Source organism: Pseudoalteromonas sp. PA2MD11 (assembly GCF_017808125.1).
Classification (GTDB): Bacteria; Pseudomonadota; Gammaproteobacteria; order Enterobacterales; family Alteromonadaceae; genus Pseudoalteromonas; species Pseudoalteromonas simplex.
On sequence record NZ_JADKNF010000013.1, the window covers coordinates 1 to 25,948 of the forward strand.

22 protein-coding genes are annotated in these 25,948 nt (G+C 42.0%); 3 read left to right on the top strand and 19 right to left on the bottom strand.

Features of this window, described 5'->3' with window-relative positions; all coding sequences use genetic code 11:
* The 17 genes from ISP07_RS14180 to ISP07_RS14260 form a co-directional block, all read right to left on the bottom strand.
* The coding region (locus tag ISP07_RS14180; RefSeq protein ID WP_209327979.1) for a transposase at positions 1-305 on the bottom strand (305 nt) is incomplete at its 3' end.
* A gap of 251 nt (positions 306-556) precedes the next feature.
* Positions 557-991, bottom strand: a complete 435-nt coding sequence (locus ISP07_RS14185) for a GNAT family N-acetyltransferase (RefSeq protein WP_105173468.1) — start codon at positions 989-991, stop codon at positions 557-559.
* 249 nt (positions 992-1,240) lie between these two features.
* On the bottom strand, positions 1,241-1,852 hold the full coding sequence (locus ISP07_RS14190; RefSeq protein WP_105173469.1) for an FMN-binding negative transcriptional regulator: 612 nt from the start codon (positions 1,850-1,852) through the stop codon (positions 1,241-1,243).
* Between the two features lie 61 nt (positions 1,853-1,913).
* The gene (asd, locus tag ISP07_RS14195; RefSeq protein ID WP_209327980.1) at positions 1,914-3,056 is read right to left on the bottom strand and encodes an aspartate-semialdehyde dehydrogenase; all 1,143 of its coding nucleotides are present in this window, start codon (positions 3,054-3,056) and stop codon (positions 1,914-1,916) included.
* Positions 3,057-3,185: 129 nt separating this feature from the next.
* Entirely contained in the window at positions 3,186-4,082 is an 897-nt protein-coding gene (gene yegS, locus ISP07_RS14200; RefSeq protein ID WP_209327981.1) for a lipid kinase YegS, read from the bottom strand.
* A 388-nt stretch (positions 4,083-4,470) separates the two neighbouring features.
* Positions 4,471-7,104, bottom strand: coding sequence for a TonB-dependent receptor domain-containing protein (locus ISP07_RS14205; protein WP_187490928.1), 2,634 nt, complete (start codon positions 7,102-7,104; stop codon positions 4,471-4,473).
* Positions 7,105-7,182: 78 nt separating this feature from the next.
* A complete protein-coding gene (locus ISP07_RS14210) occupies positions 7,183-9,936 on the bottom strand; it encodes a hypothetical protein (RefSeq protein ID WP_209327982.1) in 2,754 nt (917 codons plus the stop codon).
* Positions 9,937-10,227: 291 nt separating this feature from the next.
* Complete coding sequence (locus ISP07_RS14215) at positions 10,228-11,535, bottom strand: tetratricopeptide repeat protein (RefSeq protein WP_209327983.1); 1,308 nt, start codon at positions 11,533-11,535, stop codon at positions 10,228-10,230.
* 17 nt (positions 11,536-11,552) lie between these two features.
* Positions 11,553-12,158 (bottom strand): energy transducer TonB, encoded by a 606-nt coding sequence (locus ISP07_RS14220; protein ID WP_054552071.1) that lies wholly within the window; start codon positions 12,156-12,158, stop codon positions 11,553-11,555.
* A gap of 12 nt (positions 12,159-12,170) precedes the next feature.
* Positions 12,171-12,584, bottom strand: coding sequence for an ExbD/TolR family protein (locus ISP07_RS14225; protein ID WP_063707380.1), 414 nt, complete (start codon positions 12,582-12,584; stop codon positions 12,171-12,173).
* Between the two features lie 45 nt (positions 12,585-12,629).
* On the bottom strand, positions 12,630-13,157 hold the full coding sequence (locus tag ISP07_RS14230; RefSeq protein WP_054552070.1) for a MotA/TolQ/ExbB proton channel family protein: 528 nt from the start codon (positions 13,155-13,157) through the stop codon (positions 12,630-12,632).
* 3 nt (positions 13,158-13,160) lie between these two features.
* Positions 13,161-14,528: a MotA/TolQ/ExbB proton channel family protein gene (locus ISP07_RS14235; RefSeq protein ID WP_054552069.1), complete on the bottom strand. Its 1,368-nt coding sequence runs from the start codon at positions 14,526-14,528 to the stop codon at positions 13,161-13,163.
* Between the two features lie 10 nt (positions 14,529-14,538).
* Entirely contained in the window at positions 14,539-15,291 is a 753-nt protein-coding gene (locus tag ISP07_RS14240) for a DUF3450 domain-containing protein (RefSeq protein WP_054552068.1), read from the bottom strand.
* A 176-nt stretch (positions 15,292-15,467) separates the two neighbouring features.
* Positions 15,468-16,073: a DsbA family protein gene (locus ISP07_RS14245; protein WP_209327984.1), complete on the bottom strand. Its 606-nt coding sequence runs from the start codon at positions 16,071-16,073 to the stop codon at positions 15,468-15,470.
* Positions 16,074-17,153: a diguanylate cyclase gene (locus ISP07_RS14250; protein WP_228290625.1), complete on the bottom strand. Its 1,080-nt coding sequence runs from the start codon at positions 17,151-17,153 to the stop codon at positions 16,074-16,076.
* Between the two features lie 19 nt (positions 17,154-17,172).
* Positions 17,173-19,071, bottom strand: coding sequence for a methyl-accepting chemotaxis protein (locus tag ISP07_RS14255; RefSeq protein ID WP_209327985.1), 1,899 nt, complete (start codon positions 19,069-19,071; stop codon positions 17,173-17,175).
* A gap of 347 nt (positions 19,072-19,418) precedes the next feature.
* Positions 19,419-20,690, bottom strand: coding sequence for a sugar MFS transporter (locus ISP07_RS14260; RefSeq protein ID WP_209327986.1), 1,272 nt, complete (start codon positions 20,688-20,690; stop codon positions 19,419-19,421).
* Positions 20,691-20,827: 137 nt separating this feature from the next.
* Between ISP07_RS14260 and ISP07_RS14265 the strand changes: the two genes are divergently transcribed.
* The 3 genes from ISP07_RS14265 to ISP07_RS14275 all read left to right on the top strand — a co-directional run bounded on the left by ISP07_RS14265 (position 20,828) and on the right by ISP07_RS14275 (position 24,835).
* Entirely contained in the window at positions 20,828-22,045 is a 1,218-nt protein-coding gene (locus ISP07_RS14265) for an AGE family epimerase/isomerase (protein WP_209327987.1), read from the top strand.
* A complete protein-coding gene (locus ISP07_RS14270; RefSeq protein ID WP_209327988.1) occupies positions 22,045-22,998 on the top strand; it encodes a carbohydrate kinase family protein in 954 nt (317 codons plus the stop codon). The genes ISP07_RS14265 and ISP07_RS14270 overlap by 1 nt, the downstream gene beginning before the upstream one ends.
* A gap of 100 nt (positions 22,999-23,098) precedes the next feature.
* Complete coding sequence (locus ISP07_RS14275) at positions 23,099-24,835, top strand: hypothetical protein (RefSeq protein WP_209327989.1); 1,737 nt, start codon at positions 23,099-23,101, stop codon at positions 24,833-24,835.
* Between the two features lie 26 nt (positions 24,836-24,861).
* Here ISP07_RS14275 and ISP07_RS14280 read toward each other — a convergent pair whose 3' ends face one another.
* Positions 24,862-25,386, bottom strand: coding sequence for an RNA methyltransferase (locus ISP07_RS14280; protein WP_209327990.1), 525 nt, complete (start codon positions 25,384-25,386; stop codon positions 24,862-24,864).
* Positions 25,386-25,883 carry a YcgN family cysteine cluster protein gene (locus ISP07_RS14285; protein WP_209327991.1) on the bottom strand — a complete coding sequence of 166 codons (498 nt, stop codon included), beginning with the start codon at positions 25,881-25,883 and terminating at the stop codon, positions 25,386-25,388. The genes ISP07_RS14280 and ISP07_RS14285 overlap by 1 nt, the downstream gene beginning before the upstream one ends.
* Positions 25,884-25,948 lie beyond the last annotated feature (65 nt).

A 25,948-nucleotide genomic window follows, 5' to 3' on the forward strand; every position in this document is an offset into this window, starting at 1 on the left:
AGGCTGTCGAAGTAGACCTTCGCCTTTTTTAAAACGTCATTCTCCAACTGAGCATCTTCGAGTTGCTTCTCAAGCTTACGAATTTGGCGTTCTAAATCTGTGTATGATTTGTCAGGGCCTTGGTTCTTTAGTGGCTTTGCGGTTTTCTTTTTCGAGGTCATGTGACTTCTCCAACTTGATAGCATGTCAGGATGAATTCCGTATTTATTCGCGACCATCTTAACTGTATCTGTGGTGTATAACGACTCTTGAACGACTTTTATTTTAAATTCGAGCGAATGTTTGCGATATGGTTTTACTTTCATGGTTACTGACTCCAAAAAGGTGTCTACTTTTATGGAGTCAGATCATAAAGTTTCTAGGAGACGTTTCAACGCTGAACAAGTAGTAGCGATTTTATATCGCGTCCCAGAGCCTGAATCCTAGCGCCCAATGTTTTCTATCGTAGGCGTGAAACTTGTTTCGCGCGTTTGTTTATAAGAGCCGTTCAACACCGAACATTTATGGTTCACGTTTATTGTCGCCATAAATGACGACCTACTAGCTCATACCGTTCTTACACGAGTTCCAAGTGCAATATTGGAAATGGTTTACCCATATCATCTAAGGGCGAGCGTGAGGCAACTTTAAAGCCCATATGCTGATAAAAGCCAACTGCAAGTGGGTTTTGCTCATTAACATCCACTTTGTGAGAAGCTAATTGCTCAACCGCATAGTTTAGTAGGGCTTTACCTATACCCTTACCTCTTGCGGCATCTAAAATAAACAGCATTTCAATTTTGCACTCATGTACGCCAACAAAGCCTAAAATTGCCTGATGCTCATCCTTAATACACTTTAAAGTAACATTAGGAAACGCCTGCTCTATGATAATTGGCTTAAAAAAAGCGATGTCGTCTTCTGTTATAAAATCATGGGTTGCTCGTACTGAGTTTTCCCATACAGCAAGTAGCTCTGGGTAATCTTCAGCGTTCACATTGTCTATTTTCATTGATTAAATACTCATAATTGCTGCTAGCAAAGTAACATCAGGTTTTAGAATTCACACAAGTATTATTCAAGCAATAAACCAAAGTAAAGCATTGTCACGATTTCAGACATAACTCCCGCGAGCGATAAATATGACATTTAGTTGACAGGGGCATGGAATGTACTAACTTTAGTTTTAGTAATTAACATGCTTTTAACAAAGCAGTGCTTGATACTTTCCAACCAATTGGCAGCATTTGCGGGATGCAAATTAGCTGCCTATTCCTACTTCATGTTTAAGCATATAGCTAAGTAAAGCTTGGGCATCTGGGTGTTTATCTGCCCTTAACCCTGTTACAACACCTTGTTGATCCGCCGCCGATTTATGCTGGCCTAACTTCTCTTTTGCCTGAATTGAATCAAGTTCGATTTTAATACCCACTATGCCACGGAGTAATTTGGCTTGATAATCAGCTGGCAACAAACTGGTGTCGTTTAAAATACTTGGCTCGTATTGGCTAATTAGTTCATCTAGGCAGGCTAAGGTGTTGTCATCATCGAGGTATTCTACTTTGCCCTGGGCATGCACCGCAGCGTAGTTCCAAGTCGATACAGCTGGCTTCTCACTATACCAAGTCGGTGAAATATAACTATGTGGGCCATTAAAAACCACCAATACACGGGTATCTTGCAAGCTTTTGCCATGACGATTTGCCCGTGACACATGACCATACAAGGTACCAAACTCGCCCTCATCGGGTTTATAAACTAATGGTAGATGGGTTGCCTCAAACTCACTATCAACCATCAATGCAAAGCTGTAGGTTTTGATGAACTGCGATACTCGCTCTGGTGTCATTTTCCATTTATTAGGGGTGTGCATTACTTTCCTTTAGTGCTAAAAAAGGCCAGCAAACTGCTAGCCTTAATATTGAGTTGTATGATTAATGTTGACCATCGACAATAATACGTAACATGCGACGCAGTGGCTCAGCAGCACCCCATAACAGTTGGTCACCAACCGTAAACGCACTGATATACTCTGGGCCCATCGCTAATTTACGAATACGACCTACCGGAATAGACAGCGTGCCAGTTACTTTTACAGGCGTTAAGTCTGTAGCGGTAATGTCACGATCATTCGGGATCACTTTGACCCACTCATTGTGAGAAGCAAGAATTTCTTCAATTTGCTCAACGCTAATGTCTTTGCGCAGCTTAATTGTCATTGCTTGTGAGTGACAACGCATTGCACCAATGCGAACACATAAGCCATCAACAGGGATAGGTTGTTCACTGCTGCCTAAAATCTTGTTCGCTTCAACTTGCGCTTTCCACTCTTCTTTACTTTGACCGCTTGGCATTGGTACATCAATCCAAGGGATAAGGCTACCAGCTAGAGGAACACCAAACTGGTCTTGTGGTAAATCGCTTGAGGCAATTTTTTCGGTGACTAACTTATCAATCTCAAGAATCGCAGCATTTGGATCTGCAAGCTTGTCTGCCACTGTTTCGTGAATTGCACCCATTTGCGCAATTAACTCTTTCATGTTGCGTGCGCCTGCACCAGAAGCCGCTTGATATGTCATTGGGCTTACCCATTCAATCAAGTCTTGTTCAAATAAACCGCCTAGGGCTAATAGCATAAGTGATACGGTACAGTTACCGCCCACATAGGTTTTAACACCTTGCTCTAAGCCTGCACTGATAACGTCTTTGTTTACTGGGTCTAGCACAATAATACTGTCGTCACTCATACGCAGTGCCGATGCCGCATCAATCCAATAACCTTGCCAACCTGATTCACGTAATTGCGGGTAAACGGCTTTGGTATAGTCACCGCCTTGGCAAGTGACAATAATGTCCATCTTCGCAAGCTCAGCGATATCATTAGCATCTAAAAGCGGTTTAGCTGGGCCAGCAAGATCAGGGCCTAATTGACCGGTTTGTGAGGTGGTGAAAAAAGTCGTGTCGATATTAGAAAAATCATTTTCTTGCTGCATACGTTCTAATAACACAGAGCCAACCATGCCCCGCCAACCGACTAATCCTACTTTTTTCATTGTTTGTTCCACTGTTTGATTCATTCAAATTACCTAAACTGTTAAAAATTAAAGTCCATTGCGTGAGAATTTAATTTTTACAGGAGTAATCTAGCATTGCGGTCCAAGCAAAACCAGCGTAAACCGAGTAACATCAAAATTTTTCATCATCGCTTATTTAAGTAATGGGCAAGCGTCTGGTAGTACCATGTTTAGCGCGCCAGCATGCACTTCAAAACGTTGTTGTTTTGAGGTGATTGGCTCGCCATCTAAGTTTATTGGCATTTCTGTTTGTGTTTGCCATTCAAGCCAAGGCACTTGATAGCGCTTTACCCACTGTTGTGAAGAGTTAGGGTAATTGCTGAGCTCTTCAATAACCGCTGGTACATCTGAGATTGCAAATGAGGTAAACGCCACTAAATCAACCAAGCCATCATTTATGTACGCATGTGGCGCAAGTAATTGGCCACCGCCCGCTTGGCGGCCATTACATACGGCAGCGGCAATAATATCGCCCGAAGTACGTTCACCATCAGGCAGCGTTAACTCGCCACTGTAAGGTACAAAACTCAGCGCTTGTACAAGACCAGCCAAGGTATATGCCCCACCACCGAGTAAGTTTTTCAATGCTGGCGGTGTGGTTGCGGTAATTTTTGCCCCAAAGCCTGCACTGGCTACGTTCACAAAATAACGCTTATCAACCTCTACCGTATCAATTGCATGCGGCTGACCCTGTGTGGCAAGTTTCAGTGCTGGCAAGTACCCGTGAGGAATATTAGCGGCTGTAGCAAAATCATTTGCTGTGCCCATAGGTAAAATAGCAAGCTCTAAACGTTGTGACTTTTCCAGTTTCATTAATGCATTAACGGCTTCATTAACGGTGCCATCACCACCAGCTACGACAATACGTTTTACACCCTCTGCGACGGCTTCATTAATAAAGCGCTCAATGTCACCGCCTTCATAAGTAACACGCACTGCAAGTGGCTGACGAGTTCGAAATTGACCGATGGAGTCACGAAGCTGCTCATCAGCCGCTTTTTTGCCATTTATAATTAACCGTAAGTCCATTTTTAATCCCTGTTTTAACACTTAGAACTACCATAACACGCAATGGTTTAATATACCCAAACTACCTCAAGATGCGAGTTTCAGTTGGAATTAAAAGCGATTTAGGCAAGGCATTGATTGCAAGTAATAGTGGTTCTATTGTTAAAATCAATAACGCAGTATAAATCGCTTTTAAACCAACCCTTTGGGCGCTTCACAGGCACTTACTCTCATCGTTGTTACTTCTTAAAAGGGACTGCCACTCTTGCAAAGTAACGCCTTGATATTAAGCACCTGTGAAACGCTGAATTCTGCATCTTGAGGTGGTTTGGGTATAGAAAAAAGCCCTGCTAGTGCAGGGCTAAATCAACGTTAGGATTTATTATTGTATCCTTCCTTGGTCAGAGTATTAGAACTGGTATTTGTACTCAATTGAGAACTCAGTGCCTTTCTCTTTAGAGCGAGTTAAAGTTCCCGCTGACTCTATTTCAGATTTTGCGCCCAAGATATTCGTCACTTTGAACTTTAAGCTTGAGTTGAAATCAGGGAAATAGGTGTAGTTAAAGTCTAGAGAGTGGAAAGGTTGCTCCATCCAATCTTCTTGACCTTCAATGCCAGGAATAATAATTCGCTCACCAAATACGTTATAGATTAGCGTTGAAGCATGCTGCCCACTAGGTGCGTCATAGCCTAACTGCATATTCACAACATATTTTGAATGGCCCGTCATGCGACGTGTTGTATTTGTAACCGCTGCAGAAACTCCTGTTTGTTCAACAATTGCCTGACGGTCCATGTTGATTTCTGAGTCACTTAACGTCACGTTACCTGTCATGAATACGTCTTGCCAGAATCCACCTAAGAAAGCGAAATCTTTCAGGTATTCAAATTCAACACCCGCAACATAACCATCTTCTGCATTAGCAATACGTACCAGAGGTGGACCATCTTGTGCAGGTGATTGAACGGACTCAATTGGGTCAACCATGTCTTTATAGAACACACCAACAGAGAAGTTCTCGCCCGTATCAAAATAGTTTTCCCAGCGGAAATCATAGTTTTTGATTTGCGTTGTACGTAGACCTGGCGTACCACCTACAGGGTATTCAGTAAGTGGATCGATGTAAGTTGCATCAGAAATCTCACGTAAATCTGGACGAACAACTGTTTCACCATAGCTTAAACGCCATTGCGTTTCGTCGTTTTGCACATAAGTTAAAGCAAGTGCACTATAAACGTCGTCTTCACGGAATGCGAGCTGATCTAACTCATCATAATCAATTGAAGATGCAAGGCCACCAGTAAATGGGTCAAGAGGAACAGATACTTGACGGAAATCTTCCCAACGTAAACCACCGGTAATACGCCATGTATTATTGAAGAAGAAATCTGCTTCGAAGTAATAGGCATCCACTTTCTGCGCTGACTTATAGTCATCGCCTGAAACCGTTGTGTCGTTCAAGATTGGTTGCGTTAGTGTCGCGTTCGAGAGTACATCATCAGACAAAATAGTGTTTAACTCATTTCCGTTTAAGTCAACATCTGAGAATGCACGTGTATTGATATCAAAACGACGGTTAGTTGCTGAGCGCTCTTTAGAGATAAAGTCAGCACCTGATTTAAGCTCAACATCCACGCCATCTAGCATGATAGGCAACGTAAAGTTAAAACCGTAGTTCTCTACTTCATCATCCAAATCTTGGAAAGTGTAACGTGCAGCTGTTGTTGCATTCGTTAGTGCGCTTTCGTTAACTGTATCGTAAAACCCATCTTCGTTAGCATCAGTAACAATAAAACGAGTTTCCATGTTACCTGGTGCGTAACGGTTTGAGCGACCAATTGAATACTTCCAGTCAAAACCCGCGTAATTCAACCAATCAAAAGTATGCATACCTTTTAATTGATTAACGATCAGCTCACGCTCTTCATAACGAACATCGTACGAGCGTACACGCTTGTTGTCTGAGGTATTGTTGTTTTGGTCAATACCTAAACGATCTGAAATTTTATCTTCAGTATCACGTAGGATTAAAGCTGTGTAGTCAACTTTATGCGCTTTGTCATACTCAACACCAACCGTAACCATCCCTGATGTTTTAACCGTGTGCTCTGTACTTAGTACTTGGTCATAACCACGGATCATGGTTGTTGAATTTTCACCAATCAAGAAGCCTTGACCTTGATACTCATCTGCAACAACGTGCTTATTATCGTAGCTAAGCGACGATAAGAAACCGTAGCGCCATTTATCAGATTCAAAGCTGTTACCTAATGTGGCAGTAAACTTCGTATTCGGGTCAACCTTTGCTGATTTTGGATCATAATCGCGATTTAACGATAGGGCTAAAGCACGGCTTTGCTCAGGTGTTAAATCATCAAGCGATTGACCACTTTGGTATACATCAAGGATAGGACGTGGAATTTCGCGTGTGCCATCATCAACACCGTACCAATCATCCGAACCACCGTTATATTCAAGGCCATCATCAAAGTTATTAGTGTTGTAACCAAGCTGACCCGACACATCAAATACAAATTGATCTGGAATTGATTTCAAACGAATATCAACGTTACCACCACCAAAAGACGCTGGCATTGACGGTGAATACGATTTTTGTACTGATAAACTTTCGATAATACCTGATGGAAATAAATCCAGTGGTAATACAGAACGTGTTGGATCTGGACTTGGTACAGCAGAGTTATTTAACTGTGTACTTGAATATCGCTCACCTAAACCACGAACGTAAATAAACTTACCATCAACAAGTGTTAAACCTGTTACACGGCGTAGCGCTGCAGCAGCGTCACTATCACCACTTCGTGAAATTTGCTCTGCACCCATAATATCAGCAACGAATGCTTGCTGTTTACGCTCTTCTAGAACAGCTGTTGCAGTGCCTTTTAAACGACTTGCACTAACAACAACTTCTTCAAGAACAGCTTCTTCGTCTGCTTCAGCTGCGTGTGCTGAGACACTCAAGCCGCATAAGATAGCTGCGCTTAGTGCTGTTAAGCTGAACTGTTTTGAATATTGTTTCATGTTTACCTCTATCTGAAATAAGTTACAGAAAGTTGTTTAAAGGTGCTAAACACGTTGTTTAGCACCTCGCTTACTGTGTTATTCCAGACCTACCGTCCAACCTTCAGTCCAGTTGTTATCAGCAGATACTGCACCAATGTGCGTTGTTGTATCGAAGAAACCGTCGATTGCTTTAACGTCTGTTGCTGTTGTTGTATCGATAGTAAAGATACCATTTACAACTTGCGTTTGACCTGTAGCAACTAAGTTACCTAATGTGTTTGTCCACCAGTTCTCAACGCTGAAATCTACACCACTTGGGTCTTTGAAGTTTTCAGAACATGCAATTACTGATGATTTAATCATTAAGGTGCCATCTTGAGCATTGTTCACTGTTTCACTTTCACCAGAAGCTGCACCTTCAATCTCAAGACATTCGCCCATGCCTTCAGGGCCCGTTACGATTGCGTTATAGATTTGCGCACCCGTACCTTCACGGAAGTACATACCTTCTGAGTCATCTTCACCGTCAAAGGTATTACCAATGATTGTTAAGTTAGCAATTGTTGGGTTTGACTTAGGCGTTTTAGACGGTGTAGTACCATCGTTGTCTGCTTCAATACCACGGTTCGCGTCTGAGTTATCAGCTGCTTGCTTAACAAGAATATGCTGCATTTTACCTTGGAAACCATTGTCCCAGTCGATGCTGTCATCTTGAATGCTTGTTAGTACTAAGTACTTCGCTTGTACGTTACCACCGAAGAATTCAACACCGTCATCCGCGTTTTGGTGAACTTGCACATACTCAACAGTAGTACCAGAACCAACACCACCGAACGTAATACCGTTTAATTCGTTATCTGGTGCGATTTCGTAACCACCATTCATCACACGAACATAACGCAGCGTACCTGAGTTGTCCGTTGTATCAGTACCACCGAACACGGCACCTGACTCCACACCTTCAACTTGAAGTGCACAATCGCCTTCTGCTGGACACTTGTTCGATGGTGCATTACCAAGAAGAACTAAACCACCCCATTGGCCCGCAGCTGTAGTGCCGCCCATAACATCTTGGCTTGAAGTGAACGAGATTGGCTCATCTTTAGTACCGTTAGCATTAATTTTTGAACCACGGCTAATTACTAAGTAATCATCACCTGTACGGCCATATACTGTTACGCCTGGCTCGATTGTTAAAGTAGCTGAATCTGCATTATCATCACCTACAAATACTGCACCGCTTAATGCGTAGTAGTTACCCGCAGTAAGTGTTAAATCTGCAGTAATGCGACCAGACACTTCACATGTTGTTGTGCTGCCATCAACTGGAGAAATTGACGTTGTACCAGATGGACAACCTGCTACAGCTGGTGGTGCCGTTACTTCACCGCCACCGTAACCAAATGCCCAACCTTCACGCCAGTCATCTGAATCATTCAGTGCACCAACAAAGTCAACTGTATCGAAGAACGCATCAACAGTATTTGCTACATCTTGGCCCGCGCCTAGTAATGGCGAGCCTGCAATTGGTTGACCGTTTGCACCAAGCATTGGCTTGTCATTGATTACGTTACCAGATTGTGCTGTAAACCATGTTTCAAGCTCAAGTAACGTGTTGCCGCTACCATCAACTGGATTTTTGAAGTTTTCGCCATTAGTACACGACATAAACGTGTTTTGCATTAAGATAGTGCCATCGTTAGCGTTATTTACTGTTTCGCTAGCACCGTCTTCTGCACCTTCAATCTCTAAACACTCACCCATTTCATCAGAGCCAGTGATCACTGAATTATAAAGGTGTAAACCTGTACCTTCACGAAGGTAGATACCTTCAGCATCATCTTCACCATCAAAGTTGTTACCTATGATTGTTAAGTTAGAGATGATTGGTAATGATTTCGGTTCTTTAGAAGGTGTGCTACCGTCGTTATCTGCTTCGATACCACGGTTTGCATCTGTTGAATCAGGATCTTGTTCAACATAAACGAATTGCATTTTACCTTGGTAACCATTGTCCCAGTCGATGCTATCGTCATCGATGCTTGTTAATACAACGTGCTTAAGGTTTACTGCACCACCGAAGAATTCAACACCATCATCTGAATTATTGTGAACTTGTAAGTATTCAACTGTAGTACCAGAACCAACAGCACCAAACGTAATACCATTTAGTTCGTTGTCTGGTGCAATTTCATAACCAGCGTTTTTAACAACAACATATTTTAATGTACCTGAATTATCTGTGTTATCCGTACCGCCAAATACAGCACCTGATTCAACACCTTCAACTTGAAGAGCACAATCGCCTTCAGCAGGACACTTATTAGAAATACCATTACCAAGAAGCACCATACCGCCCCATTGGCCTGCAGATGTTTCATCACCCACTACATCTTGCTTAGAAGTAAAGATGATAGGGTCGTTTTTAGTACCTGTAGCTTCAATTTTAGAGTCACGGCTAACAACTAGGTAATCAGAGCCGCTGTTACCGAATACGACCGCACCTGCTTCAATTGTTAATGTTGCACTGTCTGCTTTATCGTTACCAACAAATACTGCACCATCAAGTGCCCAGAATGCGTCTGTTGATAATGTTGTATCTTCTGTAATTACGCCTGAAAGAACTTGAACTGTTACATCACGACCTAATGCAGCAGATACTTCATTCGAAAGGCTTTGGCTGTATACACCTGGTAACTCTTCAGTTGTTGGTGGTGTAGTTGGGTTAGTAGGTGTAGTTGGTTGCTCAACTGTTTCGTCCACGTTGATGTTGATGTCACCACCGCCACAACCTGCTAAAGAGATTGCTGTAGCTACAAGACTAACCTTGAATAAGCCAGATAATTTCATTGTTCACTCCGTTAAGATAGATATTTAATTATTGTGTTAGCGCATAAACTCAAGTCACCGAAAAAGCACTAAAACTTAATGCTTTTGGGTCACTTGAGTTTTAAACAGCGACTACCTTACGGGAGCTGTATGACAAACTAGTTACACTTTAATAAACATAAAATGACAATATTAATTATTTAAAAAAGAGTAAGTTAGTTAATTTTAGGAACGGAAAAAAGCCGCCCGAAGGCAGCTTTGGTGTTGCGATTATAAATTAGTTCTTTTGTACGCTTACCTGTTGAATACGATTTAGAGTAAAGCGGTACGTAATGTTTCGGCGTGTACTTTTTCACGCTTCACATACTTGATCCATTGCTCAGCTAAACGCTGTGACTTTTTGTGTTTTTCCGCTTGTTCAAACGCTAAAATCGAGGCATCAAAGTTTTGTAAATTGTACTGCGCCATACCTAAGGCAACATACACATTTGATTCAAACTCTAAGCCACCTTTATCTAGGGCTTTACGTGCTGCATCCGCTGCTTCTTCGTATTTTTCAAGGTTAATGCTTACCTCTGCAATACGTTGTTCGTACTGACCATGCGACACTAAATCAGCGGCTTTTGCAAAATAAGCAAGTGACTTTTCACCCTCTTTTGCTTGTACCATTGCTTCTGCAACAAAGGCATAGTTTTTCGCTGATTTTTCAGCGACACCCTCTTGCATAGCTTTACTCATCACGTTCGCCGCTTTAAAAGCCAGGCCGTTGTATAAATAAACTTGCGATAATTGACGTAAATCTGATTTAGATTTCATGAAACCTTGTTGATACGCCGCTTCTAAAATCGCTAATTGCTTTTTCTCAGCGCCCGTTTCACCGTACATGCCACCTAACTGAACCCAGTACTCTGGCTTGTTGTAAAGCTTAACTAAACGTTCAAGTACCTCAACCACTTTGTCAGACTGGTTAAGTGAGTAGTACATAGCACGCTGTAAGATCAACCAGTTTTCTTTTGGCATTTCACCTTTGCTGTCGGCTTCAGCGATAGCTAGGTTAATGTTCTCAATGCCTTTTTGGTAATCTTTAAGCTGATAATACGCTTGAGATTTTAATACGTAATAAGCATCTGTTTTAGGCTTGTTGTTAATCACATCCCACTGCGCTAAATATTTGATTACCTTTTCGTAATCGCTATTAGCCATGGCAAGTTGCGCTAAGCTAAAGGTGGTGCTTACACGTAATGTTTCTGGAATCGCATCTTCGTTTACTACTTTTTCAAACGAGGCAATTGCTTTATCTAAGTCGTTTTCGTTGTAGTAAATAAAACCGTAGAAATTATGCATCATGGCAATTTCATACGAGTTCATGCTTGAAGAGCGCTCTTGAATACTATCGAGTGCTTCTAGCCCTGCTTTTGCATCACCATCATCAGCCAGCTTTTGTGCTCGTGCTAATTGGCTATACACTTTTTCACGCAGTGCAGGTACGCGTTTGGTTTTTTGTTCCTCAGCGTAAGCTGTTGCAAGTGTCACACCTGGTAACATGCTAACAACGCTTGGGACTACAAGGCTGCTTGTGAAAGCAGCCGCGCAAATCACGGCAACTTTTAAAGGTTTCATAATCGCATTCCTCTTTTCTAACCGTTAATTTGGAAAGAAATTTTGTTCTGTACGCCCGCTACTTCAACAGCTTCACCGTTAACAACGCGCGGTTTATATTTAAATTTAAGTGCTGCATCCATCGCAGCGCGGTCAAACAGTGATTCTGGTTCAGCTTTAATCACTTTCGGGTCACGAACTGTGCCTTGCTTGGTTACTGTAAACTCAACAATCACATAGCCTTCGATTCCACGCGATAAAGCTCGGCGCGGGTAAACAGGCGCTACTTTTACAATCGGTAGGTATTCACCATCGCTTGATTCAAGGGCTAAGCCGCCAGCTAAGTTAACGTCGGCTTCAACACTGGCACCAAAGTCAAAGTTGGCATTGCTCGCGTTAGGATCACTGTTTTGCATTTGCGGTGATTCCATTGGCGGAGGTGGCTCTTTTGGCGTTGGTGGCTTTTGCGGTTTACGTTCTTTCTTTTGCACTGTCTCTTCTTTTTTCAGACGAACAAAATCAAGTACGTTTCCTTTTACGGGCTCAGACATGGCCCCTTCACCACCGGTGATCAGTGCCTGCATGCCTAAAAACAGCATGACAGTCACGATACCCGCGATGATTAATGCAACTATATAACGCATCGCTCACATTCCTTATGATGCTTCTTGCGCAGCAATCGACACATCAAATGCGCCTGCAGCTCGCGATGCATCCATTACTTTGATAAGTACATCGGTTGTGGCTTTCTTATCAGCTTGAATAACCACGCTACCTTGTGGGTTTTCAGCTTTTAAGCGTTCGATATTTGCTTGTACTGCACGAATATCTACTTGGCGTTTGTTGATCCAAATTTCACCTTTGTCAGAAATAGCAACTAAGATGTTGGCACGCTCTTTTTTCACTGCCGTTGCCGCTTCAGGGCGGTTTACATCAATACCGGCTTCTTTTACGAATGATGCAGTTACGATAAAGAAGATAAGCATGATGAAAACAACGTCTAGCATTGGCGTCATGTTGATTTCTTCTGCGTCGTCTTCTTGAAATAAGTTACCTAGTGGCGCTCTCATTATTAGTCTCCTAGTGGGTGATGCTCACATCACCCTAAAATTCGTTTAGTGGTCTAAGACCATGTTGTCTTCAAGTAATTGCACTTCGCGTTTTGCACGACGTTGTAAAAACGTTGATGCGAAAACCCCTGAAAGTGCACCCACCATACCGGCCATTGTTGGGATAGTGGCTTTAGACACCCCTGATGCCATCGAACGTGCACTGCCTGTGCCTGTGATTGCCATTACATCAAATACTTCGATCATGCCGGTTACGGTACCTAACAGACCTAAAAGTGGACATAACGCAACCATTACGTTGATTAGCGCAAGGTTATTATTTAGTTGCATGCCAGCGCGTGAAATCATCGCTTGGCGAATTTGCTCTGCGTTCCAGCTGTTACGCTCTGCTCTATTGCTCCAAGTGCTTTTTACGTCTTTCTTGTAGCGTTTAAAGCCACCAAAGAAATACATAAAACGCTCAAGTATCAATAACCACATCGCGAAGATGAGGACCCCGATGACCAAGAGAACTTGGCCACCTGTGTCGAGGAAATCACGTAGAGCATTGATTGCATCAATCAATAGCACCATGATTTATGCTCCTTTCTCGCTTCGCTCTGCGATGATACCTGCGCTTTGCTCTTGTAAAATCAACAGCATATTTTTAGAACGCGTGTTAAGAAGTGTGTATAAGAATACTGTAGGGATAGCCACAACCAGACCAAGTACCGTTGTTACAAGTGCCTGAGAAATACCACCCGCCATTAGTTTAGGGTCACCTGTACCGAACAAGGTAATTGCTTGGAAGGTGTTAATCATACCGGTTACCGTACCTAGTAGACCAAGTAGCGGTGCTACTACTGAGATAATCTTGATTAGCGTTAGGTTACGAGTAATTTTTGGCATTTCACGAATGATTGCTTCACTTAATTTAAGCTCAAGCGTGTCGTACGCTACATCTGGGTACTGATCTTTCACTTTCATTACGCGACCAAGTGGGTTGTCATCACGTGCCACTGTGTCTTTAAGCTGACGACGGATTTTGCTACCCATAATCATCAGAGATACAAAACGCTCAAGTGCGATTAGTAAAGCGATTAAGCCAACACCTAAGATGATGTAACCTACTGTACCGCCTTGGTGAACTTGCTCTTCAGTATCTGGTGCTTGTACTAAAAGACCTAAAATTGAACCGCCAGTTGGGTCAAGTGCAAACGGTACAACTCCTGAGTTTGCTTGTTGTAAATCAGCTGCAGTTGCTGTGTAACGGCTGCTAGGCTGACGCGTAAGCTGGCTGATTGTATTTGTAGCTGGTGTGTACTCTAGGTACTTACCATCAGCGATTAAGTTAAATGCACCAACGCGCACCACTTCTTTTTGTGCTTTGCTGCCACCTTCGACGATAACATCTGTTGTAAAGCGAGATACTTTACCTTGCTCAGTCATTTCGCGTTGTAATTCAAACCATACTTTTTCGATATCATCGATAGAAGCAAGCTTTGACGTTGAACCCATTTTTTGTGCCAGCTCATCCATGAAGTTACTACGACCAGGAAGCTCTGCAGAAACAACTGACGTCATGAATTTATTGCTTGAATCGCCTGCTACTTGTTGTAACACACCGAATAGTTCTTTAAGTGAACCCATGCGGTTTGAAAGTGTGTCTGTTAAATTAGCTAGCTTTACTTCGTTTTCTTCAAATTGAGTTTCTAAACGCTCAGACTCGTTAAGCATTGCAGTACGTTTTGCTTGTGTATCTTTAAGCATTTGTACTTGTTCGTTTTGACGCGCCATGAACTCTTGTTCACGTTGTTTATTTTCAGCGCTTTGCTGTGCTTTACCTTGCTCTAATGTTTTTAGTAATGAGTCTAAATCCATTGGCTCAGCCGCTAGGCTACTACCAGCAAAACCAAGGCCAGCTGCAAACACGGCCATTTTTGTCATTTTCGTTAATAATTTCATCTCAAACCTCTTATTCAGCAGCGTGGACTGGCAGTGTTAACATATCTGGGGCAAGTTGCTTACGTGCAATGCGTAAACCTTTGTTGATTTGGCTGATTGCAGAATCTGGTAATTCAACAAACGATTTTGTTTCTTTATCCCAGCTACCTGCTTTTTTGCCGTCGCGTGTTAAATAAATAAGTTCTAAACGACCGATGCGTAAGAAATCCACTTCGCGCTCTTGGCCATCTACATTCAGTAATGATGTGTACGCTTCGATAGTGCGACCGTAATCAACTTCTACTTGGTAAGCTTCAAGTAGGCGGCGGAATTTTTCACTTGAAGTGATGTCTGCGCGGTCCATCATTTCTTTTAATGATGCAATACGCTTGCTACGTTCTTCAGTTAAGAAAGGCACGTCTAGTGCAACGAATTGCTCAAGACCTGTGATCATACGCATCATTAACGGCGTTATTTGACGCTCAATAACTGATACCTGATCCATTGACTCGTTTAACGCGTCCATTTCTGCAATTTGGTTGTTTAATTGCTTAGTAAGTTGCGCGTTATAAACAGTTAAGCCGTCAATTTCTTTATTAAGGGCTTTGAATTGTTGTAAACGACCTTGCATTGAATCTGCAATCTTGTCGATTTTAGTTTGTGATTGCGCTGCAGATTTGTTTATCTCGCTGCTTTTATCAATTACTTTATCTAGATCGTTTGCATGTACTGCTGCAGATGCCGCTACAATACCTGCTAAAATCAGTGGTTTAACGCCTTTCATCGCATACACCTTTACTCGTTAAGTTAGCTTAATTTGCTAGTTGGGTTGTTTTATTGTGCGAAAGGATAACGATGAAAAATGACAAGCATGTTGCGCAAAAAATACAAAAATATGACAGCTGTAACAATTAGTTTATATTGTGCAAAGATAAGGCAAAAGTTTCAGGGTTTCGGGAACTAAATATGAGATGTTATTTGCTGATAAGTACTTTGCCAGTCTTGATAATTAACAGGGACAGCAGCATAGAGCCCTTTATTTTCAATGACTAAAGACGGAAAGCCTTGAATTGGTAAGTTTCTCGCTTGGTTTATTTCGTCCATAAGTAATGAATTTATTTTTTCACTTTCTATTTCGTGAATAAATGCATTTTTATCTAACCCTATTTGCTCAGCAAGGCTTGCAAGGGTGCTGATATTTGATGGATTTTGTGCATTTAAATAGTAGGCTTTTTGAATGGCATAAAGCATCTCTTGCTCTTTATTTTGCTGCCTTGCGACAAGCACTGCACGGCATGCAGGATAAGTAGAACGGCGCGGTTGCGCGGTATGCCAAAACTCATGATTAAATGGTGTGCCAAGTTGCTGCTCAATACGCTGCCATGTTTGCTGTAAAAACTGCTGCATTTCTTTTCGCATTGGCTCATCTGAATCAGGCGCAAGGCCACCCACTTTATATTCAATAGCAAGTTTGTCGCCAATGGCTGCTTGAAGCTTTAACCAAGTTTCTCTGAAGCCCCAGCACCAACTACACATTGGGTCATAAACATAAATTAGCTTTGCCATTTAATTAACCTCACTTAAACCTGACACAACTAGATTGCGCCCTTTTGCTTTGGCCTTATACAAGTTTTCATCAGCATGCTTAATTGCTTTACTAAATTGGCTTCCCCTTTCGAGGCTGGCAATACCAATACTGCAAGTTATAGATATAGATTGCCCAACATCATAGGGGATCTGTTTTTGAGCAACAAAAGCGCGCAACTTTTCAGCTACAGAGTGTGCAATTGTTAGCCCTGTTTTAGGTAGCAAAATAATAAACTCTTCGCCGCCATAGCGTGCTTTTATATCGGTTCCTCGCAGTTTATCGTGCAACATAGAGGTAAATGCAATAAGTACTTGATCACCAAAATCATGGCCATAACTATCGTTGAGTGACTTAAAATTATCTAAATCAATTAATAATACCGACATAGGTAAGTAGTTTGCCGCTTCAGCTTCAAGGCGGGGTTGAATATGTTCATAAATGTAACGACGATTAGCAAGACCTGTAAGTGGGTCAGTCAATGCATCGCGTTTTTCTATTAAGGTAATACCAGCAATTTTTTGATGGCTTTTTTGTCTAAAGTATTCGCTAATCGCAGCGAACAAAATTACTAAACTAAAGGACGCTAAAAAGCGTGAAGTTTCAACTTGCCCGTAATGCGCTTGGCCAAAGTTGGGGCTAAACAGCAGTGCAACTGCACTAGCATACATAATCCCAACCAACACACTGCCCACTTTTAACCCTAAGGTGACATAAGCCACAATGGGGTAAAACATTAGCCAATATAAAGCGGTATTCTCTTTACCGCCGGTGTACACTAAGGCCAGACAAAGCAATAAGATAATAGATAAAATAATGCAGCTAACAGGCACCAGAGCACCTGTGCGAAAGTAATACAGCATGCACAGCACAATAGTTATATCGCTCACCACCAACATAATAGTTAATGGTAAAGCGTAAATTTGATAGTTAGATAACACCAACGAAGTGATTAAAACAATGGCAAAAAAAGCCATGGTAAATAAGGTGAAGGCACGGCGCTGTTTATCCGCCGTGTCGACACTGTTTAAAGTAATGGCATTAAGCCAGTTTTGATCCAAAATTGCAGTCTCTTAACAACTAAACTTTAAATTTGAGCACTAATTTTTCGAGCTCATAAAACTGTGCTTTTAATTTTGTACACTCGTTTAAGGTGTTATTCAGATTGCTCTGGCCTTGATTAGAAAGCTCGCTAATTGAGTGTATGTCACTGTCTAAACTTTGAATGACTTGGTTTTGCTCAGTCGTGGCATTTGCAACACTGTGGTTCACCTCATCAATTGACTCAATGGCACGAGTTACTTCAGCCATTTTATTGCCTGCTACATGTGCTTGTTCAACACTCTTTTCGCTATCACGAATACTTGCAGTCATTACTTCAACCGCAGACGCAGAGCCTTGTTGTAACTGAGAAATTGTGTCTTCGATTTCTTGCGTTGATTGCTGTGTACGGTGCGCAAGTTGGCGTACTTCGTCGGCAACAACCGCAAAGCCTCGACCCGCTTCACCCGCACGGGCAGCTTCGATTGCGGCATTAAGGGCTAGTAAATTAGTTTGCTCACTAACCCCTTTGATCACTTCAAGCACTTGGCCGATGCTTACGGTGTGTGCATCTAAACTATTAATGGTTTTTTGCGCCTGCTCCATATTACGAGACAAGGCATTAATTGCCGTTAAATTATCAGCTAATGCAGATTGGCTTTGTAATGATTGGCTGTTAGCACTGGTTGCTAAGGTTGACGCGTTACTTGCACTATTTGAGATTTCTACCGCACTCGATGTCAGTTCATTGATTGCAGTTGCTACGTTATCTGTACGCTTTGTTTGGTCAGCATACATGTCGAGCGTGCCTTGCGTTTGATTAACTAAACTCTCAACTAAGCGCTCAAGCTCAACGGTGGTATTTTTAACTTGCTCGATTGATGTATGAATCTTCTCGATGAACGCATTAAAGTAATGGCTCAACTCACCAAACTCGTCATTATTTTCAACTTCAAGACGACGGGTTAAATCCCCCTCGCCTTGTGCAATATCCTTAATTGCATCGTTCAAGCGCTGCATTGGGCGCATTAAGTAGCGAAGTAAAAACTGCATCATCAGTACAATCGCGACAATACCTAACAGCATATAAATAGCAGCCATATTTCTAAATGAGGCAACCGATGAATAAGCTATTTCCTCGTTAATAACTACACCTAAATACCAATCAACGTTTTGAATACCTTTAACCTTGGTAAACGATACTAATTTGTCTGAGTCATCAATTTGAACTTCAACGAACTCAGATTGAAGCGATAAGTCTTTGCCAAATAAGTCACGCATGTTTTTATCGATAAACTTCGTTTCTGGGTGGCTTAAAATATGCCCTTCGCTATCAAGTAAAAAGCCATAACCAAACCCTAAAAAGTCAATTTCGTTGACGATTTTAGTAATCGTTTTCATGTCGATGTCGGCACCTGCAACCCCGCTAAACACACCGTTTGCTTGCATTGGCGCTACAGCAGAAATAGTTAGTTCATTGGTAGTTACATCAATATAAGGGGCTGTAAACGCAGTACTGCTTTTATTTTCAACAAGTTTGTACCATGGACGTTTGGTAGCATCGTAATCGGGTGGTAAGACAACCGATTGATCATTCAATACAAAAGTGCCATCAGTGATACCAATATAGGTATTTTTAAAACTCCCCGCTTTGTCGGCTGTGTTTAGTTGTTTAAGTGTTAACTCTTTACTATCACCTAGCTGATAGGTGTCTGCGACAGACGAAACAATCGCTAATTTAGCGTTCAACCAGTTAGCTATATTTTGCGATACTGATTGAGAAATCTCTTGCAGAACAAGCGAAAGCTGCTCCTGCGTTTGGCTGCGCATAGAGACGAAGTTATTGACGGTAAATAATCCGAGCACAATCACTAAAACCAGTGATGCAGCCGCAGTTACCTTGGTGGTAAATTTCAAAGTGCTTTTGGAGCTTTGCATGACAAACCTATTTGTTATTTTTTTCGTTGTTAGCACTTTTATATTTAACAAATTTAAAGCCATTTGTCTTATAAAATTAAGCTAAAACTAGGAAATCGTTACTTATAATTAAAGTACGCTTTCTTTATAAATCAATTACTTTATTAGCGGCAGTAAATCCAACTTCTAAAGCCACATTAATAAAAAGCAGCAAAACCATCTTTGGAACGTTCCTACAAGTTACCGCTTTAACCCCCTCTGAATACGTATTCATTAAATCATTCTGTCATCTAATTTTGTTGGCTAAAGCAAAAAATGGCACAAAAAAACCCCGCAACTCTGTGCGGGGTTTTTATTAATAGTTATTTTTAGTTGATGCGTTTTTTCCAGCTATCTGCTAAACGTACAACGTTTAAGCCATACCAAGCGATAAATGCATAACAAATCACAGGTACAAAGAAGCTTTGTTGAATGTTTACTGTATCAGCTACCACACCTTGTACTAATGGTACTAAGGCGCCACCAACGATTGCTAAACATAACCAACCCGAACCTTTACTTGTGAGTGAACCTAGGCCTTCAATAGCAACAGAGAAAATAGTCGGGAACATGATTGAATTGAATAAACCAATCGCAAGTACTGAATAAAGCGCCACATCACCTTCAGTGAATATAGTCACTAACAGCAATACAATAACCATCATGGCATTAAAGAATAACGCTTTTGAAGGCGCAATCTTTTGCAATGCTGCAGAGCCAATGAAACGACCCACCATTGCACCGCCCCAATAATAAGCAATTAGGCTTGCCGCCGCATGCTCTTCAAGGCCAGCAATGTGCGCTTCGCCAAAGTAGTTTACTAAGAAGCTACCAATTGAAACCTCAGCACCGACGTAACAGAAGATACCTACAACACCCATGATTAAATGAGGTGCTTCAGCTAGACTGTGGCCTTTCGCTTTGCAGTCTTGCTCTTCTGTGTGCTCTGCAATCACGGGTAATTTAAAGAAGGCAAATACTACAGCAATGGTCAGTAGTGCAGCTGCAAGCATAAGGTAAGGCACTTTTACAGATTCAGCGGTGGCCGCGTTTGCAGCTAGTGTGCCTGCTGTACCAAAGAATAAAATACCACCCACGTAAGGGCCAACAGTGGTACCGAGTGAGTTAAGTGCTTGAGCTAAATTTAAACGTGATGATGCCGTTTTTTCAGGACCTAACGCCACAACGTACGGGTTAGCAGATACCTGTAATACGGTAATACCTGCCGCTAATACAAATAACGCACCTAAAAATAACCAGTACTCATGTACTACAACCGCTGGGTAAAATAACATACAGCCAATTGATGCTACGACTAAGCCAGTTAGTACACCATTTTTGTAGCCCATTTTTTTAACCAACATACCCGCTGGTAGCGACACAATAAAATATGCACCAAAGAAACAAAACTGAACCAGCATTGCTTCTGTGTAGGTTAAATCGAATACCCCTTTTAAGCGCGGGATCAACACGTCATTTAAAACTGTAATAAAACCCCATAAAAAGAACAGGGTTGTCATTGCTGTCAGTGGTAGCAGGTAGTTTTTATTTTGCTGCGAACCATCGGCGACAAACGATTGGTTTGTATTTATTTCACTCACGTGGTTTTCACTCCGTTAACAAGTTATCTCTGATTCTACACAATGATGTAAAAATAACACAACGATTTATTGGGAACGTTCCAATATTTTTATTTCCTGCTATAGTTGCATCACCAACACTGATTTATTGATAGACCATGGCCAAAGTTAACTTTAAAAGTCCTACTTTTCTTAAACAGCACATTCAAGATACCCTTGCTTTTTATCATCCACACTGTGTTGATCATTCAGTACATGGCTCAGGGGGGTTTTATCAATTCTTTAAAGATGATGGCACTATATATGATAAACAAACACGCCATCTTGTTTCGAGCACGCGCTTTGTTTTTAACTATGCAATGGCGTATATCGAATTTAAAAATCCTGAGTATTTAAGCCTTACTAAGCACGGTTTAGCCCACCTTGAACATGCGCATAAGCAAGCATCCGGTGGTTATGCTTGGCTTATAAAACAAGAAGAAAACGGCAAAGTAGCTGTGTTAGATGACACCAACCATTGCTACGGGCTTGCCTTTGTTATGCTTGCCAATGCGGTTGCGTTAAAAGCAGGTATTAGCGACTGTAAAAGTACCCTTTCGCAGGTATGGGATTTATTAGAGCAGCACTACTTTGAACCCCAGCATAATGCGTATTTAGATGAGCAAAATGCCGATTTTAGCTATGCAGATGACTATCGCGGTCAAAATGCCAATATGCATTTATGTGAAGCCTTACTCATGTGTTTTGAAGCAACTAACGAAACACGTTATTTAAAGCGTGCTACAGAGCTTGCCGAAACTTTTACAGTAAAACTGGCATCACAGAGCAAGCAGTTTGTATGGGAGCACTACTCTAAAAATTGGCAAATCGATTTAGATTACAACAAAGACGACCCGCAGCATTTATTTAGACCTTGGGGGTTTCAGCCAGGTCATCAAACTGAGTGGGCAAAACTGTTACTTATTCTAAACCGCCATATTGATGAACCTTGGCTGGTAACGCGCGCTAAAAGCCTGTTTGATGAAACCCTTAGGATTACATGGGATCAGCAACATGGGGGCATTTTCTATGGCTTTGCACCAGATAAACAAATTTGTGATAGCGATAAATACTTTTGGGTGCAGGCCGAATCATTAGCCGCAGCTGCCCTACTCGCTGATGCCACAAATGACGAAAGCTATTGGCAATGGTACGAAAAAATTTGGCAATACAGTTGGCAACATATGGTAGATCACCAATATGGTGCTTGGTATCGCATTTTATCAGCACAAAACCAACCCTACAGTGACGAAAAATCGCCAGCAGGCAAAACCGACTACCATACTATGGGTGCCTGCTACGAAGTATTAAGAACCTTAACCTTGAGGAATGCATAATGAGTTTAGTGTGTTTTGGCGAAGCATTAATCGACTTTTTATCAGATGGTAAACAACCAGAGTCATTTACCAAATACGCAGGCGGCGCACCTGCTAATGTGGCTGTTGCAGCAGCAAAACTAGGCCTAAACACCAGCTTTTGCGGCATGTTAGGCGATGATATGTTCGGTCACTTTATTAAACAAGAGCTTGACCAGCATGCGGTAAACACCCAGTACTGTACATTCACCAATGCGGCAAAAACAGCATTGGCGTTTGTATCACTTGATGACAGTGGTGAACGCTCGTTTAGCTTTTATCGCCCACCAGCCGCCGATTTACTATATCGCGTAGACGACTTTGATCATGCTATGTTTGCAAGTCACGCCATCATGCATGTATGCAGCAACAGTTTAACTGAGCACAATATCTATCAAACAACAATTTATGGTTTAACGCAGGCGAAAAAAGCTGGAGCAATTTGTAGCTTTGATATGAATCTGCGCGAAAACCTGTGGCCAAGTATGCGCCATACGCTTGATAGAATGTGGCATGTTATTTCTCTGGCAGATATCGTTAAACTCTCATATGAAGAGCTTGAGTTTTTAAATCAAAAAAGCCATCAAGAGATGCCAGTTGAGCATACAATCGATGCCATTTTAAAGGCCGGTGTAACCTGTTTACTAGTTACCAATGGCGGCGAAGCAATCAGCTTTTATCACGCAGACTTTAAAGGCCAAGTTAGCCCACCAGCTACAAAAGTAGTTGATACCACAGCCGCAGGCGATGCGTTTATTGGCGGCATGCTGTCAAAGGTTGGTCAGCACTGTGAAAACAAACAAAGTTTTAAAGCGTTTTGCCAAACCCCAGCTAACATCGAACAAACCATTGCTTATGCAGCTAAAGCTGGCGCATTTGCTGTAAGCCGCTACGGTGCATTTGCGTCTTTACCAAGCGCAGCTGACCTTTCTTAACAAACTTATATTTGCTTACAAATGAATTAAGCACTCTAGTGGTGGGTGCTTAATATTCATGGTATGTTTTCTCCTAATTTTAGAAAAAGGAATTCATCCTATGAATAATAAGCTTCTTGCTGGGGGCGCGATTGCCATTGTTGCAGGTGCGTTGTTGTACTCACAAAATAAAGCCAGTGTTGATGTAGATTTACCTGAGCTTGCCTACGTACCTGCCGATACGGCAGTTTTTTATGGTCAACTTAAACCGTTTCCGTACAGCAAATACTTTGCGCTTATGCCAGATGCAATGAAAGGCACGAGCGATTTAACGCCCATCATTACTGAGCTTAAAACAGTTGATGATAAGAATGCCCTATTCCTTGCATCACTGATGGAAAAATACCAGCAATCATTGAGCTCTTACGATGCCTTCAAATCGATATGGGGCTTTGGTGATGACTACAAAGGCATGATGTATGCGCAAGGTTTAATGCCGATTGTGCGTTTTCAGGTCGCTGATCAAAGCAGCATTATCAAAAGCATTAAACAATCTGCTGATGAAGCCGGTATTGCTTATACTACAGAAAACCTTGAAGGTGTAAGTTACACGCGCTTTGCCATTGAGCTTGAAGGCTTAGATAACTTCAACCTAATTGCATCAACTCACAATAATTGGGCTACCTTAACGCTGACCACTGCGCTTTCTAATGACCAAGACTTACGTATAGCCCTTGGCGTAGAAAAACCGGCTCAATCACTGGCTGAAACTAAAAAACTACCTGAGCTTATTAAAACTTTCTCACTTGATGGTAATTCGGTTGGCTTTGTTGATCATCAACGTATCGCCAATGCTGTAACTGGCAAAGAAGACTCTCGCTTACACCAAATGCTCAAAGAATTACTTGATAAAGCCCAACAAGCAAATGCGTTAGCAATGATTTCAACACCTGAGTGTCAAGATGATATAGCAGCCATTGCCGCTAAATGGCCTGCAACAGTATCAGGCACAACAAAAACCCGTATTACCGCCGACTACGCCGATTTTGACGTAAAAGCAGTACTGCAAAGCACAGATCAAGACTTACTAAATACCCTACAAGCTGTGCGTGGTTTTGTACCAAAACACACCACCGGGCTTGACGGGCAAATGATGAGTGTTGCCTATGGTATTGATGTGGCAAAAGTACTGCCACTGGCCAATACACTAACCGGTGCAATTAAGTCGGCTGAGTTTAACTGTGGCCCAATTGTCGCACTACAAAATGAAATGCAAGAAGTTAGCACCGCTGGCATTGCTATGATGTCGGGTTTTGCAAATGGCGTGCAAGGCATGAGTGTCAGCGTTCAAGATGCGGCATTTACCATTGATGACTACAACGGCCCACAAATAGACAAGCTTGATGCCATCGTTACCCTATCTGCAACCGATGCCCATGGCTTGTATTCAATTGCACAAGGTTTTGTACCGCCGCTTGCTAACATAAAACTACCAGCCAATGGTGATGCAGTACTGATCAATGAATACATTCCATCGCCTGTGCCACTTAACTTTGATATAAAAATGGCCCTTAAAGGAAATCATATTGTGATTTTCACGGGTGATAAGTCAGCGCAGATTGCCGATACTTTAGAGTCGCAAAGTGTCACTAAAAATGGCTTTGTGAACATGGCATTCGACGTACAAAAAATCTTATTACCTTTGCTTGATACGATTGCATCAACGGGTCAATTAACTAATGAAGAAATGGCTGAGCTTGACTCCCTTCGCGACCAACCTGTCGGTGTTTATTTTGCCACAGACATTACCGACAACGGCATTGGCCTTGAAAGTAACGTACAAATTACTAAAAAGTAGTTTTGAGTTTGAATCTAAAAAGAGCGCTATTTAGCGCTCTTTTTTTGTTGCCATTTGAGTGAGTTGTTGGTGTCTCGACTATTACAAATGGTGTCGTTTGAACTCTCAATACCACCGAGTTTAGCAAGTCGGTCGTACAACACAACATTACAGGTTGCAGCTAGGTTCATACAGCCTATGGTTGGCACATACACTACTTCATCACACCATTTCAGCACGTCTTTACTGACTGAGCCATCTTCAGGGCCAAACACATAAAATGCATTTTCAGGGTGCTTAAATTCAGGCAGCGGCGTTGCCCCTTCAACTAGTTCAATCACCACCGTTGTGGCACCTTCAGGCTTTGCTTGCTCTAGGCTTTCAACTTGCGTTAGCGGAATATGCTCAAGCACATTTTTGGTATCGGTGTGAAACTTATTAGCGCGTAAATAGCGGCTACCAGTAAAAAATACTTGCTTAGCGTTGTAACAACCCGCGGCACGTAATACCCCACCCACATTGGTTGGGCTTTTTGGGTTTAACAAGCCAATGCTTGCTTTAAGGACGCTCATTAATCAATGTCTCTGGTTGGCCACTCGGCCACGTAAAGATCAAAGTCATCAAGGTCTACGTCGCAGTCTTTTACTGTTTTGTCACGCACAGAAATACCCAGCTGATGCATCATGTCTTTACTGCAACCGTTCAGTAACGGGTGCCAAGACGCAAGGCCACGGCCTTCGTAAAGGCGACGGTAGCTACAGCTTTGCGGCATAAAAAAGATATCTTTTAGGTTTTCTTTAGTGAGCTTTACACATGAAGGCACCAAAGTTTGGCGGTTCGCATATTCGCTACACCCACAGGTATCGTTGTCTAGGTATTGGCAAACGATATTAGTGAAAATGAGTTCTTCACCCTCGCGAAGTTGATCCGTTGCGGTAAATTCATCTTCGTCTTCACTGTCGATAAATGTGTTTAAACAACATTTACCACAGCCGTCACAAATAGCTTCCCATTCGGGTTGTGACATTTGCTCAAGCGAGCGCTTAAGCCAAAATTGATCTTCTAACATGGTATTACTCAAAGCCCCTAAACAGCGCGCATTCTAGCGTAAAGCCAGCATGCGCGCAAAGTTTA